At 67.4% G+C, this 14,590-nt stretch carries 13 protein-coding genes; 8 read left to right on the plus strand and 5 right to left on the minus strand.

Annotated elements, in window-relative coordinates:
* Positions 1 to 1,011: MCP four helix bundle domain-containing protein (locus tag AvAM_RS17420; RefSeq protein ID WP_137748247.1), on the minus strand; the 1,011-nt coding region annotated here is incomplete at its 3' end.
* 222 nt (positions 1,012 to 1,233) lie between these two features.
* Positions 1,234 to 1,770, minus strand: a complete 537-nt coding sequence (gene ppa, locus AvAM_RS17425) for an inorganic diphosphatase (protein WP_063459579.1) — start codon at positions 1,768 to 1,770, stop codon at positions 1,234 to 1,236.
* Between the two features lie 285 nt (positions 1,771 to 2,055).
* On the opposite strand from ppa, the gene AvAM_RS17430 reads away from it, so the two are divergent.
* Positions 2,056 to 4,137 carry a sodium-translocating pyrophosphatase gene (locus AvAM_RS17430; protein WP_137748248.1) on the plus strand — a complete coding sequence of 694 codons (2,082 nt, stop codon included), beginning with the start codon at positions 2,056 to 2,058 and terminating at the stop codon, positions 4,135 to 4,137.
* Positions 4,138 to 4,221: 84 nt separating this feature from the next.
* On the plus strand, positions 4,222 to 6,621 hold the full coding sequence (locus tag AvAM_RS17435) for a DUF1631 family protein (protein WP_137748249.1): 2,400 nt from the start codon (positions 4,222 to 4,224) through the stop codon (positions 6,619 to 6,621).
* 137 nt (positions 6,622 to 6,758) lie between these two features.
* On the opposite strand, the gene AvAM_RS17440 is transcribed toward AvAM_RS17435, so the two are convergent.
* Genes AvAM_RS17440 through AvAM_RS17450 form a run of 3 tightly spaced genes read right to left on the minus strand, consistent with a single transcriptional unit; the run spans position 6,759 to position 9,349 of the window.
* A complete protein-coding gene (locus AvAM_RS17440) occupies positions 6,759 to 8,240 on the minus strand; it encodes a sensor histidine kinase (RefSeq protein WP_171012300.1) in 1,482 nt (493 codons plus the stop codon).
* Positions 8,237 to 8,938, minus strand: coding sequence for a response regulator transcription factor (locus tag AvAM_RS17445; protein WP_137748250.1), 702 nt, complete (start codon positions 8,936 to 8,938; stop codon positions 8,237 to 8,239). The genes AvAM_RS17440 and AvAM_RS17445 overlap by 4 nt, the downstream gene beginning before the upstream one ends.
* A gap of 24 nt (positions 8,939 to 8,962) precedes the next feature.
* Entirely contained in the window at positions 8,963 to 9,349 is a 387-nt protein-coding gene (locus AvAM_RS17450; RefSeq protein ID WP_249368208.1) for a PepSY domain-containing protein, read from the minus strand.
* Between the two features lie 113 nt (positions 9,350 to 9,462).
* Here AvAM_RS17450 and AvAM_RS17455 point away from each other — a divergent pair, with 113 nt between their 5' ends.
* From AvAM_RS17455 to AvAM_RS17480, 6 genes are all read left to right on the plus strand, one after another.
* Positions 9,463 to 9,867, plus strand: a complete 405-nt coding sequence (locus AvAM_RS17455) for a DUF1924 domain-containing protein (protein ID WP_137748251.1) — start codon at positions 9,463 to 9,465, stop codon at positions 9,865 to 9,867.
* A gap of 10 nt (positions 9,868 to 9,877) precedes the next feature.
* Positions 9,878 to 10,402, plus strand: coding sequence for a diheme cytochrome c (locus tag AvAM_RS17460; protein WP_137748252.1), 525 nt, complete (start codon positions 9,878 to 9,880; stop codon positions 10,400 to 10,402).
* Positions 10,403 to 10,558: 156 nt separating this feature from the next.
* A complete protein-coding gene (locus tag AvAM_RS17465) occupies positions 10,559 to 11,326 on the plus strand; it encodes a cytochrome b/b6 domain-containing protein (protein ID WP_137748253.1) in 768 nt (255 codons plus the stop codon).
* 30 nt (positions 11,327 to 11,356) lie between these two features.
* A complete protein-coding gene (locus AvAM_RS17470) occupies positions 11,357 to 11,521 on the plus strand; it encodes a rubredoxin (protein ID WP_108625798.1) in 165 nt (54 codons plus the stop codon).
* A gap of 103 nt (positions 11,522 to 11,624) precedes the next feature.
* Entirely contained in the window at positions 11,625 to 14,156 is a 2,532-nt protein-coding gene (locus AvAM_RS17475) for a cation-translocating P-type ATPase (RefSeq protein ID WP_137748254.1), read from the plus strand.
* Between the two features lie 16 nt (positions 14,157 to 14,172).
* Complete coding sequence (locus tag AvAM_RS17480) at positions 14,173 to 14,559, plus strand: VOC family protein (RefSeq protein WP_137748255.1); 387 nt, start codon at positions 14,173 to 14,175, stop codon at positions 14,557 to 14,559.
* Positions 14,560 to 14,590 lie beyond the last annotated feature (31 nt).

The raw sequence follows: 14,590 nt of genomic DNA on the forward strand, positions 1-14,590 counted from the left end.
CACGGCCAGTTGGTTGGCCTGGCGCGCGTTGTCTGCGTTCTGCCGCACGGTGGAGCCCAGTTCTTCCATCGAGGCTGCCGTTTCTTCCAGCGCAGAGGCCTGCTGTTCCGTGCGCGCGCTCAGGTCGTTGTTGCCCGAGGCTATCTGCGAGCTCGCCGAGGCTACGCCTTCGGCGTTGCTGCGAACGCCCGATACCACCCGCGCCAGGTTGGCCCGCATGTCGCCCAATGCGCTGAGCAGCTGGCCCATTTCATCCTTGCCGCCAGAAGGCACCTCTGTCGCCAGATCACCATCGGCAATGGCGCGGGCAGCCAACACCGCATGGTGGGCGGGGCGGGTGACGGCACGGGTGATGGCCACGCCCAGCACGGCGGCCAGTGCCACGCACAGCCCGAGGGTGCCCAGCACCCATGCGCGCGCCACATTGAACACCGTCTTCGCATCCTCGTTGGCCTGCAAGGCCGCGTCCGAGTTGATCTTTTGCAGCTCACCCAGCGTCTCGGCGGTGGTCACAAAGGCCGACTCCGACTCGCCCGCATACAGCATGCTCAAGGCGTCAGCGGTCAGCTCCATGGTCTCGGCCGTGCTGAAGTCCACGCCCTTGGCAATGTCTGCCAGCTTGTCCTGCAAGGCCACATACGCCGCCTTGCGGGTCTTGTAGGCGTTGAACACCTCACGTTCCTTGGGCATATCGATGAGCGACTCGTAGACCGCCTCGACCCGGCTGAGGTCCTTGTGGCGCCCGGCGACCTGCTCGGCAAACGCCTTGACCTCGGCCGCACTGCGCGCCGTGACCATGCCCGCCTCCGCTCGGCGCATGCGGTTGAGCAGCACGCGCAGCTCGCCCGTTTGCGTGACGCTGGGCAGCAGGTTGGTGGCGATCTCCTCGGCATTGGCGTGGATGCGGGACATCTGCACCAGTGAAATGGCGCCGAGCAAGGCGGTGAGCAACACCACCGCCAGGAAACCCGCCGCCAGCTTGACGCCAATGCGCAGATCAGAAATTTTCATGAATCACCTCAAAGTACCTCGAACTACCGGGACAGCCGCAGCCGTGTAACAAAATGCAGTCTATCAGCGCTCCCCGGCGCGCATGGCGCGGCTTTTCCCTACCCTGCCAGAGCGCCGCCCACAAAAAAAACACGCCACCCGGCCGGGTGGCGTGTTTTTATTTTGATAGCAGCCGGCGCATACGGCACCGGCGCCAGGGCGCTGAAAGCGCCCGAAGGGCTATCAGGCCTGCGACTTCTTGTAGCTCTCGATGCCGTCCACGACTTCCTTCTTGGCGGACTCGATGCCTTCCCAGCCCAGCACCTTGACCCACTTGCCCTTTTCCAGGTCCTTGTAGTGCTCGAAGAAGTGGGCGATGGCGTTGCGGCGCATGGCGTTCACGTCGTCGATGTCCTTCCAGTGGTCGTACATGGGCAGGATCTTGGAGGTGGGCACGGCGATGACCTTGCCATCCACGCCCGCTTCGTCTTCCATCATCAGAATGCCCAGGGGGCGGCAGGGCACCACCACGCCGGGGTGCAGCGGGTAGGGGGTGATCACCAGCACGTCCACCGGGTCGCCGTCGCCCGACAGGGTCTGCGGCACATAGCCGTAGTTGGTCGGGTAGTGCATGGCCGTCGTCATGAAACGGTCCACAAAAATCGCGCCGGATTCCTTGTCCACTTCGTACTTGATCGGGTCCGCGTTCATCGGGATCTCGATGACCACGTTGAAGGCTTCAGGAATGTTCTTGCCAGGGGTGACGTTGTTGAGGGACATGTCTTTGAATAGTGGTTTGGATAACGGCAACCCGCGATGCACAGAGCGCTGACGCAACGCAAACAAGCGCCATGAAGCGTCGGGATTAACCCTGATTTTAGGCGCAGGTCCCTTTCTACCCGCTTGCAAACCATGGTTTGGCTGTAAATTGGGCCCGTTGGCCAATCGACTCCCAGCCCTTTTCAAACGGCCCAGGAGCACGAGGAAGCAACGCAGCGGAAGCACCACCGACCTGCGTTGTGATGTTTCCTTCCGTGCAACTGCGAAGATTGAAAGGAGTGACGAATGGCTGGAACTACAGCGCTGACTGCCCCCCTGATACTGGCTCTGGTTTGCGGATTGATTGCGGTGGCCTACGGGATCTGGGCGCGGGGATGGATCCTCGCCAAAGACCCGGGCAATGCCCGCATGCAGGAAATCGCCGCAGCCATTCAGGCCGGTGCCGCTGCCTACCTCGCGCGCCAGTACAAGACCATTGCCATCGTCGGCGTGGTGCTGGCGGTCCTCATCGGTATTTTTCTGGATGGCACCACGGCGGTGGGCTTTGTGGTGGGCGCAGTCCTCTCGGGCGCCTGCGGCTTCATCGGCATGAATGTGTCGGTGCGGGCCAATGTGCGCACGGCGCAGGCCGCCACGCAGGGCATCGGCCCGGCGCTGGATGTGGCGTTTCGCGGCGGGGCCATCACCGGCATGCTGGTGGTGGGGCTGGGGCTGCTGGGCGTCACGGCGTTCTACTGGTTCCTGGCGGGCAACGGCAACCTCACGCCCAACGCCAAGCTGGCCACACTGCTCAACCCGCTGATCGGCTTTGCCTTCGGCTCGTCGCTGATCTCGATTTTTGCGCGCCTCGGTGGCGGCATCTTCACCAAGGGTGCCGACGTGGGCGCCGACCTGGTGGGCAAGGTCGAGGCGGGCATCCCTGAGGACGACCCGCGCAACCCCGCTGTGATCGCCGACAACGTGGGCGACAACGTGGGCGACTGCGCCGGCATGGCGGCCGACCTGTTCGAGACCTATGCCGTGACGCTGATCGCCACCATGGTGCTGGGCGCGCTGCTGGTGACCACCGCACCGGTCAACGCCGTGGTGTACCCGCTGGCGCTGGGGGCCGTGTCGATCATCGCGTCCATCATCGGTTGCTTCTTTGTGAAGGCCTCGCCGGGCATGAAGAACGTGATGCCCGCGCTGTACAAGGGCCTGGCGATTGCGGGTGTGCTGTCGCTCATCGCTTTCTACTTCGTGACGGTGTGGATCATGCCGGACAACGCCGTCACTGCCACGGGCAGCCAGATGCGGTTGTTCGGCGCCTGCGCCACAGGGCTGGTGCTCACCGCCGCGCTGGTGTGGATCACCGAGTTCTACACAGGCACGCAATACTCGCCCGTGCAACACATCGCGCAGGCGTCCACCACGGGCCACGGCACCAACATCATCGCGGGCCTGGGGGTATCGATGCGGTCCACGGCCTGGCCAGTGATCTTCGTCTGCCTTGCCATCCTGGCAGCCTACCAGCTGGCAGGCCTGTTTGGCATTGCCGTGGCGGCCATGTCGATGCTGTCCATGGCGGGCATCGTGGTGGCGCTGGATGCCTACGGCCCCATCACCGACAACGCAGGCGGCATCGCCGAAATGGCCGAGTTGCCCAGCAGCGTGCGCGACATCACCGACCCGCTGGACGCCGTGGGCAACACCACCAAGGCCGTCACCAAGGGCTACGCCATCGGCTCGGCGGGCCTTGCGGCGCTGGTGCTGTTTGCCGACTACACGCACAAGCTGGAAAGCTACGGCAAGGCGATCTCGTTTGATCTGTCGGACCCGCTGGTCATCATCGGGCTCTTCATCGGCGGCCTCATCCCCTACCTGTTCGGCGCCATGGCCATGGAGGCCGTGGGCCGCGCTGCGGGCGCCGTGGTGGTGGAAGTGCGCCGCCAGTTCAACACCATCCCCGGCATCATGGACGGCAGCGGCAAACCTGAATATGGCAAGGCCGTGGACATGCTCACCAGCGCCGCCATCAAGGAAATGGTGGTGCCAAGCCTGCTGCCCGTGGTCGTGCCCGTCGTGGTGGGCCTGGCCCTGGGGCCCAAGGCGCTGGGCGGTTTGCTGATGGGCACCATCGTCACCGGCCTCTTTGTAGCGATCAGCATGTGCACCGGCGGCGGCGCCTGGGACAACGCCAAGAAGTACATCGAGGACGGCCACCACGGCGGCAAGGGCAGCGAGGCGCACAAGGCGGCCGTGACCGGCGACACCGTGGGCGACCCCTACAAGGACACGGCGGGCCCGGCCATCAACCCGCTGATCAAGATCATCAACATCGTGGCGCTGCTCATCGTGCCGCTGGTGGTCAAGTTCCACGGCGGGTAAACCCGTTCTCACCACCATCAAAAAGGGGCTTCGGCCCCTTTTTTGCGGCTTACCATCCGGGGCAACGGTTTTTCTCCAGAAAAGATGGCTTTGAAACACACCGCACCGTCTGCTGCCCCCGCTCCCTCCGCGCCCCCCGCCCCGCTGTACGAGCACATCGTCGAGGACGTGATCGCTGGGGCCCGCCCGCTGATGGAGCGCATTGCCGAAGCCACGCGCATGTCCCTGCAGCAGCGCCTGGACCAGGCACGCACGCCGGGCGAGCACCACGCCATGCTCGAAGCCCGCCAGCAGCTCATGCGGCTGACCCCGGTGATGTGCGAGCGCTACCCCGAGGCACTGCGCAAGGCACTCAGTCAGCAATCTGCGCACAAGGAAGAAAAGGCCACGCGCTCGCTGTTCAGCGTGCACTTCGACGAACTGGAGCTGATGGACGAGACCCAGATCAGCGACAGCGTGGAACGCGCCCGCGCCCGCCAGGTGCTGGCCTCGGCCGTGGAGGGGCCGCTGGCCGACCTCGACGCCCTGGTGTGCGCGGCACTGGGCCTGCCGCAGGTGCGGCCCGAGCACAACCCGCTGCGCCCCGACGCGTTTCTGCAGGCGCTGCAGGCCGTGGTGTCGCAGATGCAGGTCACCGAGCAGGTGCGGCACGATTGGATGGGGCAGATGGCCCAGGCGCTGGGCAAGGAGTTGCGCGCGCTGTATGTCGCGCAGACCGAGCGGCTCCAGCAAAGTGGCGTGCAGCCCGTGGGCTACGCCATGCGCCAGGCCAACGGCCAGTACGTGTATGTGGCGCCCACCGAGGGCGGCGCGTCGCCCGGCTTTGGCTTTGAGTCAGGCCCTGCCCACGATGTGGGCCCCATCGACCCCATCAACCATACCGCCCCGGCCACCGCCGACCCCCTGCTCACGCTGGGCCGCCTGCGCCGCCTGCTGCTGGGCGAGCTGGATGAGCCCGCCGCCCCCGAGCAGCACCCGGCGGCCCCCGAGACTTTTGCGGAGCGCTTCTCCCGCGAATTCGAGCACCCGGACCAACTCCCCCACATCGACCCGCCCGCCACCGACTTCGCCATGACCGTGCCCGCCGCCTTCGAGGCGCTGCAGGAGATGAACCAGGTCGGCCAGATGATGGAGCGCCTGGGCAGCCAGCGAGCGCAGGCCACTGGCACCCCCACCGGGGATGTCCCCGCCAACCTGCCCCGCCAGCACAGTGGCGGGCTGGCGCAGGCTCTGAGCACCGAGGTGGTCGCGCTGATGGTGGACAACATCGCACGCGACAACCGGCTGCTGTGGCCCGTGCAGCAGTTCATCCGCGCTCTGGAACCCGCGCTGATGCAGCTGGCGCTGACCGACACGCGCTTCTTCAGCCACAAGGAACACGCGGCGCGGTGCCTGCTGCAGGACATCACTGACCGCAGCCTGGCGTTTGACAGCACCGAGGCCCCGGGCTTTCAGAGCTTCATGCGCTCGCTCATGAACATCGCCGGGCCGCTGTCCACCGCCACCATCGAGGGGCCGGAGGATTTCGAGCAGGTGCTGCAGCAGCTGCACGCCAAGTGGGAGCAAAAGGAGCAGGCCCGCAAGCAAGAGCGCCAGCGCGCCATCGAGGCGCTGGAACATGCCGAGCGGCGCCACCTGCTGGCAGCGCAGATCTCGCGTGAGATTTGGCTGTTGCCCGACATTGGCAAGGTGCCCGACGCCGTCTCCCGCTTTTTGCTCGGCCCCTGGGCCCAGGTGATGGCCGAGGCGCGCCTGGCCGACACCACCCACAGCACCGACCCCGGCCGCTACCACGAGCTGGTGGAGGCCCTGATCTGGAGCACCCAGCCCGAGCTGACCCGCAAGAACACCGGCCAGCTCGCGCGCCTGCTGCCCAAACTGCTGGCCAAGCTGCGCGAGGGCCTGGCCTCCATCGACTACCCCGCAGAGCGGACCGACGCGGTTTTCGAGCTGCTGATGCAGCTGCACCAGCAGGCCTTCAAACCCGGCCCGCGCCCGGCTACCCCGGCAGCGCCCACCGCAGCCCCCCGCGCCGCCGCACCCCGCACCGGGCCGCTAGCCCCTGCCGTGCCGCAGCCAGCCCCCCTGGACGATGACGACCCCTGGGTCGCGCCCTCCGAGGCCAAGGAGTCGGGCTACATGGACTCCTCCCAGGCCCCCGAGTCCGAGAGCCCGGAACCCGCGCACGCGCACCCCACCCCGGGGGAGGCCCACGCCCTGCCCCCGCTGGCCATTGGCAGCTGGGTCAACCTGCTGGTGGCCGGCCGGTGGGAGCGCACCCAGCTGTCCTGGATCGGATCACACGGCAACCTCTTCCTCTTCACCAGCGCATCGGGCCGCACCCAGTCGATGACGCTGCGTCTGGTGGACCGCCTGATCCAGCAAGGCGCTCTGCACGTGATCGCCCAGCAAACCGTGGTGGACGGCGCCCTGGACGCCGTGGCCGAGGCCGCCATGCGCAACAGCGTGGACAGCCGGATGTAGATTGCTATTTTATTGATAGCTATAAACTGAATACAGTCGCGCGCAAACGGCCATTTTTTTCTTCAATCTTGTGCCAGACCTGCGTGGTCTGCGTCTCGGGAGCAAGCATGTAGGTACGCAGGCAGGCAGCCTCGTCGTCATCGCGGCGGGGCTTGCAGGGCAGCAGGCAACGTGAGTGCGGCCCGCAGCCCCCCCAGTTCCGAAGATTGCAGGTCCAGGCTCCCTGCGTACAGGGCCGCCAGGTCCTGCACGATGGCCAAGCCCAGCCCCGTGCCCGGCACCGTTTCGTCCAGCCGCACGCCACGCCCCAGGGCAAGCGCGCGCTGCGCAGCGCCGATGCCCGGGCCATCGTCTTCCACCGTGATCACCAGCTGGGGCGGCAGCCCGTCGGCCCGCTCCATGGGCCCCTGCGCCGCCAGCCCCACGGTGGACCGGGCCCATTTGCAGGCGTTGTCCAGCAGGTTGCCCAGCATCTCCTGCAAGTCCTGCGCCTCGCCCACAAAAAACAGCGGTGTCTCGGGCAGCACAACGGCGATCTCCACACCCCGCTCGGCATGCACCTTGTTCATGACCCGCACCAGCCCCGCCGCCACCGGCGCCAAGTCGGTGCGCTGGCCGGGCAGATGCGCCGTCGCTGCGGCGCGCGAGCGGGCCAGGTGCCAGTCGATGTGCCGGCGCGCCACCTGAACCTGATCGCGCACCAGATCGGCCAGCGCAGCGCCACTATCGGAGGATGCGGGGAAGGCAGGGGGGGCGGGCGCATGGGCCGCGTTCTCCAGCACAGCCAGCGGCGTTTTCAAGGCATGGGCCAGGTTGCCTGCTTGGGTGCGCGCGCGCTCCACCACCTCGGCATTGCGGGCCAGCACGGCGTTGAAGTCATCCACCAGCGGCTGCACCTCGGCAGGAAACGCGCCTTGCAACCGGGTGGTGCGTGCCTGCTGCACATCCTGCAAGCCCCGCTGCAGCGCCTGCAAGGGTTTCAGCCCCACCGCCACCTGGGCCCAGGCGGCCGCAGTCAACAGCACCAGCAGCACCAACAGCGACAAGCCCAGCACGCGCGTGAACTGCGCAGTGGCCGCCTGCGTGGCCTGCAGATCGGCCGCCACGATCAGGCGCCAGCGCGCCGCATCCACGCCCTCGGCACGCACGGTGCGCTCCAGCACCAGCAAGGGCGCGCCCTGCGGGCCCACCACTTCGTGCACATGCACCGCCCCATCGGTCAGCGCATCCGCCTGCAAGGCCAGGCTGGTGTCCCACAAGGAGCGCGAGCGCAACGCCCCGACCCGGCTGCGCCCGTCGGGCGCCATGGCGTCCACCTGCCAGTACAGGCCCGAGTACGGCTTAAGCCAGCGCGGGTCCGACAGCGCCTGGGCTGCCACCACCGGCTGGCCCTGGGCATCAAACTCCAGCCGCGCCGTGACCTGGTCCAGCTGCTGCAACAGGGCGGCCTCGAACTGCCGCTGCACATGCTCGCGGAACAGCCCGCTCAGCACAAAACCCGCCAGCACCACAGCCACAGCCAGGCCCGCTACCGTCACGGCCAGCAGCCGCACCCGCAACGACCGGGACCAGCGCACGGGTGCGGCAGGTGGCACGCCTTGCACGCCTGGCGCACTCATGACAGCACCAGGCGGTAGCCCATGCCACGCACGGTTTCGATGCGGGCCGAAGCCGCCGGGGACGCCGACGAAGCCGAAGAGTCGGCAGAGGGCGACATCTTCTTGCGCAGGCGCCCCACAAACACCTCGATGGTGTTCGAGTCCCGGTCAAAGTCCTGCGCATAGATGTGTTCGGTCAGCTCCGCACGCGACACCAGCACGCCGGGCCGGTGCATCAGGTAGTCGAGCACCTTGTATTCGTGCGCCGTCAGCGTCACCGGCTGGCCCGCGCAGGTCACGCGGCCGCTGCGGGTGTCCAGCGACCAGTCTCCGCACTGCAGCACGGCCGACGCCTGCCCGCTGGCGCGTCGGATGAGTGCGCGAAGGCGCGCCAGCAGTTCTTCGAGGTGAAAGGGCTTGGTCAGGTAGTCATCGGCACCGGCGTCGATGCCCGCGACCTTTTCATGCCAGTTGTCGCGCGCGGTGAGGATCAGCACCGGCATGTTGCGCCCCGCGGCCCGCCAGCGCTTGAGCACCGTGAGCCCGTCCACCACCGGCAGGCCCAGATCCAGCACCACCGCATCCACCGCCTCGGTCTCACCCAGAAACTGCGCATCGCGGCCGTTGTCGGCCTCGTCCACGGTGTAGCCCGCGCCTTGCAGCGCCGTGCGCAGCTGGGCGCGCAGCAGGGTGTCGTCTTCTACCAGCAGGATGCGCATGGAAGTGTCGTGGTGGGAAAGGTGTCAGCGAGTGTCCCGGCTTCTCGGCTGATCTTCGCGCGATTCTCGTGACCGCACACGCAGCACCTCGGCCGTGCGCGCATCGAGCTTGACCTTGGTCAACTGCCCGGCAGGCGTCAGCAGCTTGATCTCGTAAATCCAGCGCTCGCGCTCCTGCTCCAACTCCACTTCCAGCACCTGGCCGGGCACTTCGCGCTGCAGGCGCTCCAGCACCGTGGGCAGCGGCAGTACCTGGCCCGCCTGCACAGCCTGCCGGGCGCGGTCATGGTCGTCCTTGCCGCTGGCCACGGCGGGTGGCATGGCCAGTGCGGCAGCGCACAACACACAAGCCGCCAGGCGCCACCGCTTCACGGGGCTGTGCGCAGACGCAGGTTGGAGAGAGAAAAACATGGGGGCATTGTCCCGTGCGAAATCTGAACAGCCGATGAACAGGCCTTTCACGCGCCGTTCAGGCAGGGATTTCAACAATGGCCCCACAAGACAAAACTCACGAGGACCCTGGCATGACTTCCCTTCGCACACTGACCTTTGCCGCGCTCTGCGCACTGGCAGCCGCTGGCACGAGCCAAGCCGCCGACACCACAGCCGCCCAACAGCTTGCCCACTGGAGCGCGCAGACCGGCAGCCCCGGCAACGCCGACAAGGGCAAAGTGTTCTTCACCACGCGCCATGGCGGCGAGTGGTCTTGCGCGTCCTGCCACGGCACACCGCCCACCGCGCAAGGCAAACATGCCAGCACCGGCAAGCCGATTGCGCCCCTGGCCCCAGCCTTCAACCCCAAGGCCTTTACCGACACCACCAAGGTGGACAAGTGGTTCCGCCGCAACTGCAACGACGTGCTGAGCCGTGAATGCACTGCGGAGGAAAAGGCCGATGTGCTGGCCTACCTCAATGCCCTCAAGCCCTGAGACCGACACCATGAAAAAACCTGCCCCCCTGCGACCTGCAGCCCTGGCCGCCGCTGCGTGCGCGCTGACGCTGCTGTCCCTCTCTAGCGCTAACGCGGACAGCGGGCGTGCCATGCCCCGCAATGTGCCCAACGCCTACACGCAGGAATGCGCCGCCTGCCACACCGCCTACCCGCCCGGCCTGCTGCCCGCAGCGTCGTGGAACCGCGTGATGACGGGCCTCGACAAGCACTACGGCACCGACGCATCGCTGGACGCGGCCACCGTGCGCCAGCTCAACCAGTGGTTGCAGGCCCACGCCGGCACCTACAAGCGCGTGAACGAAGAGCCCCCCGAGGACCGCATCACTCGCTCGGCCTGGTTTGAACGCAAGCACCGAAAGATCGAACCCGCCACCTGGAAGCTCGCCAGCGTGAAAAGCGCTGCCAACTGTGCGGCCTGCCATACGGGCGCAGACCAGGGGCAATTCGACGACCACGACCTGCGCATGCCAGCGGGGCTGGATGCCCGCTCCCGCCGCGCCTGGAACGACTGAGAGCGGTGAACAGAACTCTTCTGGCGTCGTTGCTGTGTCTTGTCGTACTGACCTACTGCCTGCGACACAGCGCCTCGCCAGAACCGCTTCGCTGAGCCCTGTTCTCCGCTCTCGATCTGCATTGAATCTGACCTGTATCCGATCAAGGAAAACATGATGAACAACACCCCCACCCTCCATCCCGCCGATGCCACGGCGCAGCCCGCCCCCGCGAAGGCCCCCAGCCGCCGGGTGACCGATGCGCCCACGCGCATGTTCCACTGGCTGTTTGCACTGTGCTTTGCCGGGGCCTACGCCACGGCCGATGGCGAGCACTGGCGGCTGCTGCACGTCACGCTGGGCTACACCATGGCGGGGCTGCTGGGCTTTCGCCTGCTGTACGGCATCTTCGGGCCCCACACCTCGGGCCTCGGCCTGCTGTGGCGCAAGCTGGCGGGGGCACCCGCATGGCTGCGCGCCCTGCCCCAGGCCTCTTCCGTCACGCAAATCAACTGGCGCCAGGGCCAGAACCTGCTGATGGCGCTGGCCATCGTGCTGCTGCTGGCGCTGGTGGTGCCCCTCACGCTCAGTGGCTACGCCACGTACAACGACTGGGGTGCTGCGCTCGGTGGTAACTGGATGGGAGAAGCGATGGAAGAAGTGCACGAGTTCTTCGGCAACGCCCTGCTGTTGGTGGTGCTGGCCCACATTGCACTGATTGCGGGCTTGAGCGTGCTGCGCCGCAAGAACCAGGCATTGCCCATGCTCACCGGCCGGGTGGAGGGCAAGGGGCCCGACCTGGTCCCCAAGAACCGCACCTGGCTCGCCGCGCTGCTGCTGATCGCCACACTGGCCTTTGGCGCCTGGCAGTGGCAGCAGTCGCCCAGCGGCTGGGTGGCCAACGGCACATCCACCGAACGCCAGCGGCACCACGATGACGACTGACGCACAGCCACACACCGAAGGAACCACCCCATGAAAATCTACATGTGTGCCGTTTGCGGCTGGATCTACGACGAGGCTGCCGGCCTGCCCGACCATGGGATCGCGCCTGGCACCCTCTGGGCCCACGTGCCCGACGACTGGCGCTGCCCCGAATGCAATGTTGGCAAGGCTGACTTTGTGATGTGCGAGGTGTGAAGGAGAGGTACCGGGTGCGGCGCACTGCGCTGCGTCAGGGCTGAAGACATCGGCGCGCGGTATAACGGTTGCGTCGTCTGAGCAACGCAGCCTCACGCCCCACATGCCACCTACCGACTCCCCCACCGGGCTCGACCCGGCCCTGGCCGCCCAGCGCCTGCGCGACGAGGGCCCCAACGAACTGGGCATCAGCCAGCGCCGCACGCTGCGCGACATGGCCTGGGACGTGGTCACCGAGCCCATGTTCCTGCTGTTGCTGGGTGCGGGTGCCATCTACCTCGCCATGGGCGATGCGCACGAGGCGCTGATCCTGCTGGGCTTTGTGGTCATCATCATGGCGATCACGGTGCTGCAGGAGCGGCGCACCGACAACGCGCTGAACGCCCTGCGCGACCTCTCCAGCCCCCGCGCGCTGGCGTTGCGCGGCGGCACCCTGGTGCGCATTGCAGGCCGCGACGTGGTACGCGAAGACCTGCTGATGATTGCCGAGGGCGACCGCATCCCGGCAGACGGCACGCTGCTGCAGGCGCACGAGCTGGCCGCCAACGAGTCGATGCTGACCGGCGAGTCCGAGCCAGTGGCCAAGCAACCCGCCGACAAGGTGTTTGCAGGCACGCTGGTGGTCAGCGGCCAGGGCCTGCTGCAGGTGACCGCCGTGGGCCGCCACACCGAGCTGGGCCGCATTGGCCAGTCGCTCGACACCATCGCCCTGCAGGCCTCGCCGCTGCGCGAGGAAATGGCGCGGCTCACCCGCAAGCTGGTGGTCATAGGCCTGTCGCTGTGCGGACTGCTGGTGGCCTTGTTCTGGGCGCTGCGGGGCGACTGGCTGCAGGCCGTGCTGGCGGGCATCACGCTGGCCATGGGGGTGCTGCCGCAAGAGTTGCCCGTGATCATGATCATCTTCCTGGCCCTGGCCGCAAGGCGGCTGGCGGCGCAGCAGGTGCTCACGCGGCGGCTCAACGCCATCGAGACGCTGGGCCAGACCACCGTGCTGTGCGTGGACAAGACCGGCACCCTCACCCAAAACCGCATGGCAGTGGCGGCGCTCTGCATTGCGGGCCAGGAGCTGGATGTGCAAAACCTGCCCGCCGCAACGGATGGCCGCGCGCTGCCCGAGGCCTTCCACGAGCTGCTCGAATACGCCGTGCTGGCCAGCGAGATCGAACCGCACGACCCCATGGAGCAGGCCTTTCACCGCATGGCGGCGGACCACCTGGTGGACACCGAGCACCTGCACCCCGCATGGTCGCTGGCACGCGAGTACGAGCTGTCGCCCCAGCTGCTGGCCATGAGCCACCTGTGGCGCAACGGCACCTCGGCACACGACACGGTGGCCACCAAGGGCGCGCCCGAAGCCGTGGCCGACCTCTGCCACCTGCCCGACGCCGAGCGCGCCGCCGTCAGCGCCCAGGCCGCACGCCTGGCCGACCGGGGCCTGCGGGTGCTGGGCGTGGCCAAGGCACGGCACCGCACGCAAGACACCTGGCCCGACGCCCAGCACGACTTTGACTTTGAATGGCTGGGCCTGGTGGCCCTGGCCGACCCGCTGCGCCCCGAGGTGCCCCAGGCCGTTGCACAGTGCCGCCAGGCGGGCATCCGCGTGGTGATGATCACGGGCGATCACCCCCGCACCGCGCGCGCCATTGCCGCCCAGGCAGGCATCGCCAACGACCGCGTGATCACCGGCGACGAGCTGACCCACATGCCGCCCCAGGTGCTGGCCGACCAGGTCCGGCAGGTCAGCGTGTTTGCCCGCATCAAGCCGCACCAGAAGCTGGCACTGGTCGAAGCCCTCAAGGCCCAGGGCGAGGTGGTGGCCATGACCGGTGACGGCGTGAACGACGCCCCGGCCCTCAAGGCCGCACACATCGGCATCGCCATGGGCCAGCGTGGCACCGACGTGGCGCGCGAGGCTGCGGCCCTGGTGCTGCTGCACGACGACTTCGCGGCCATCGTGCTGGCGATTCACCGGGGGCGGCAGACCTTTGCCAACCTGCGCCAGGCCATGGTCTACACCCTGGCGGTGCACGTGCCCGTCATTGGGTTGGCGCTGCTGCCGGTGCTGTTCGGGCTGCCGTTGGTGCTGGCGCCGCTGCACATCGCGTTTCTGGAACTGGTCATCGACCCGGCCTGCTCCATCGTGTTCGAGGCGGAAAAAGGCGCTGCAGACCTCATGCAGCAGCCGCCACGCAGGGCCGACGAGCCGCTGCTGTCCGCCCGCCACCTCCTGCTGAGCGTGCTGCAGGGCAGCGTGGTGACGGCCGCCGTGGTGGGCCTTTATGCCTGGCTGCTGAGCCAGCCCGCACATGCCGCCACCGCCAGCACGGCCGCGTTTGTGGTGCTGGTGGCCGCCAATGCCGCACTCATCCTGCCCAGCCGCAGCAGCCAGACAAGCTGGCGCAGCCTGTGGGCAGGCCTCACCCCGGTCAGCCTGTGGGTGGCGGGCGGCACGCTGGCCGCGCTGGCGGCCATCACCACCGTGCCGTGGCTGGCCAATGCTTTCCGGTTTGTGCCGCTGTCGCCCCTGCACTGGTTCATGGCCTTGCTGGCCGGGCTGCTGCTCACGGTGGTGTTTGCCGCCAACAAGTGGTGGCTGCAGCCCACAGTACCGGCGCTCCATCCTTCACCCGCCTGACCCTCTGCCCCACGCCATGCCCATCGTTCTGGACTCCATCGACCACGTCGTGCTGACCGTTGCCAGCATCGACAAAACCATTGCGTTTTATGAGCGTGTGCTGGGCATGACCGCGCGGGAGTTCAAGCCCCAGCGGTACGCGCTGCACTTCGGCGCGCAAAAGATCAACCTGCACGCTGTGGGCACGGTGGTGGACCCCAATGTGCGCCATGCGACGGCGGGCTCGGGCGACCTGTGCTTTCTCACCCAGATGCCGCTGGACGACGTCATCGCCCACCTGCAGGCCGAGGGCGTCGCCATCGTGCAGGGCCCGGTGGGCGCAACGGGCGCACGCCACCGACTGCGCTCGGTCTATATCTACGACCCGGACGACAACCTGATCGAGATTGCCAACGAGGTGTGAACGGCCCGCCGCGCGGCGGCGGCAGGTGTGC

This window comes from Acidovorax sp. NB1 (genome assembly GCF_005405905.1).
Taxonomy (GTDB): Bacteria; Pseudomonadota; Gammaproteobacteria; order Burkholderiales; family Burkholderiaceae_C; genus Acidovorax.

Excerpts from the sequence above, each read along its gene's own strand:
- AvAM_RS17450 (WP_249368208.1), bottom strand. The coding sequence starts at position 9,349 with ATGTTTTTCTCTCTCCAACCTGCGTCTGCGCACAGCCCCGTGAAGCGG.
- AvAM_RS17480 (WP_137748255.1), top strand. The coding sequence starts at position 14,173 with ATGCCCATCGTTCTGGACTCCATCGACCACGTCGTGCTGACCGTTGCC.
- AvAM_RS17470 (WP_108625798.1), top strand. The coding sequence starts at position 11,357 with ATGAAAATCTACATGTGTGCCGTTTGCGGCTGGATCTACGACGAGGCT.
- AvAM_RS17435 (WP_137748249.1), top strand. The coding sequence starts at position 4,222 with ATGGCTTTGAAACACACCGCACCGTCTGCTGCCCCCGCTCCCTCCGCG.
- AvAM_RS17440 (WP_171012300.1), bottom strand. The coding sequence starts at position 8,240 with ATGAGTGCGCCAGGCGTGCAAGGCGTGCCACCTGCCGCACCCGTGCGC.
- AvAM_RS17475 (WP_137748254.1), top strand. The coding sequence starts at position 11,625 with ATGCCACCTACCGACTCCCCCACCGGGCTCGACCCGGCCCTGGCCGCC.
- AvAM_RS17445 (WP_137748250.1), bottom strand. The coding sequence starts at position 8,938 with ATGCGCATCCTGCTGGTAGAAGACGACACCCTGCTGCGCGCCCAGCTG.
- AvAM_RS17465 (WP_137748253.1), top strand. The coding sequence starts at position 10,559 with ATGAACAACACCCCCACCCTCCATCCCGCCGATGCCACGGCGCAGCCC.
- AvAM_RS17460 (WP_137748252.1), top strand. The coding sequence starts at position 9,878 with ATGAAAAAACCTGCCCCCCTGCGACCTGCAGCCCTGGCCGCCGCTGCG.
- ppa (WP_063459579.1), bottom strand. The coding sequence starts at position 1,770 with ATGTCCCTCAACAACGTCACCCCTGGCAAGAACATTCCTGAAGCCTTC.
- AvAM_RS17430 (WP_137748248.1), top strand. The coding sequence starts at position 2,056 with ATGGCTGGAACTACAGCGCTGACTGCCCCCCTGATACTGGCTCTGGTT.
- AvAM_RS17455 (WP_137748251.1), top strand. The coding sequence starts at position 9,463 with ATGACTTCCCTTCGCACACTGACCTTTGCCGCGCTCTGCGCACTGGCA.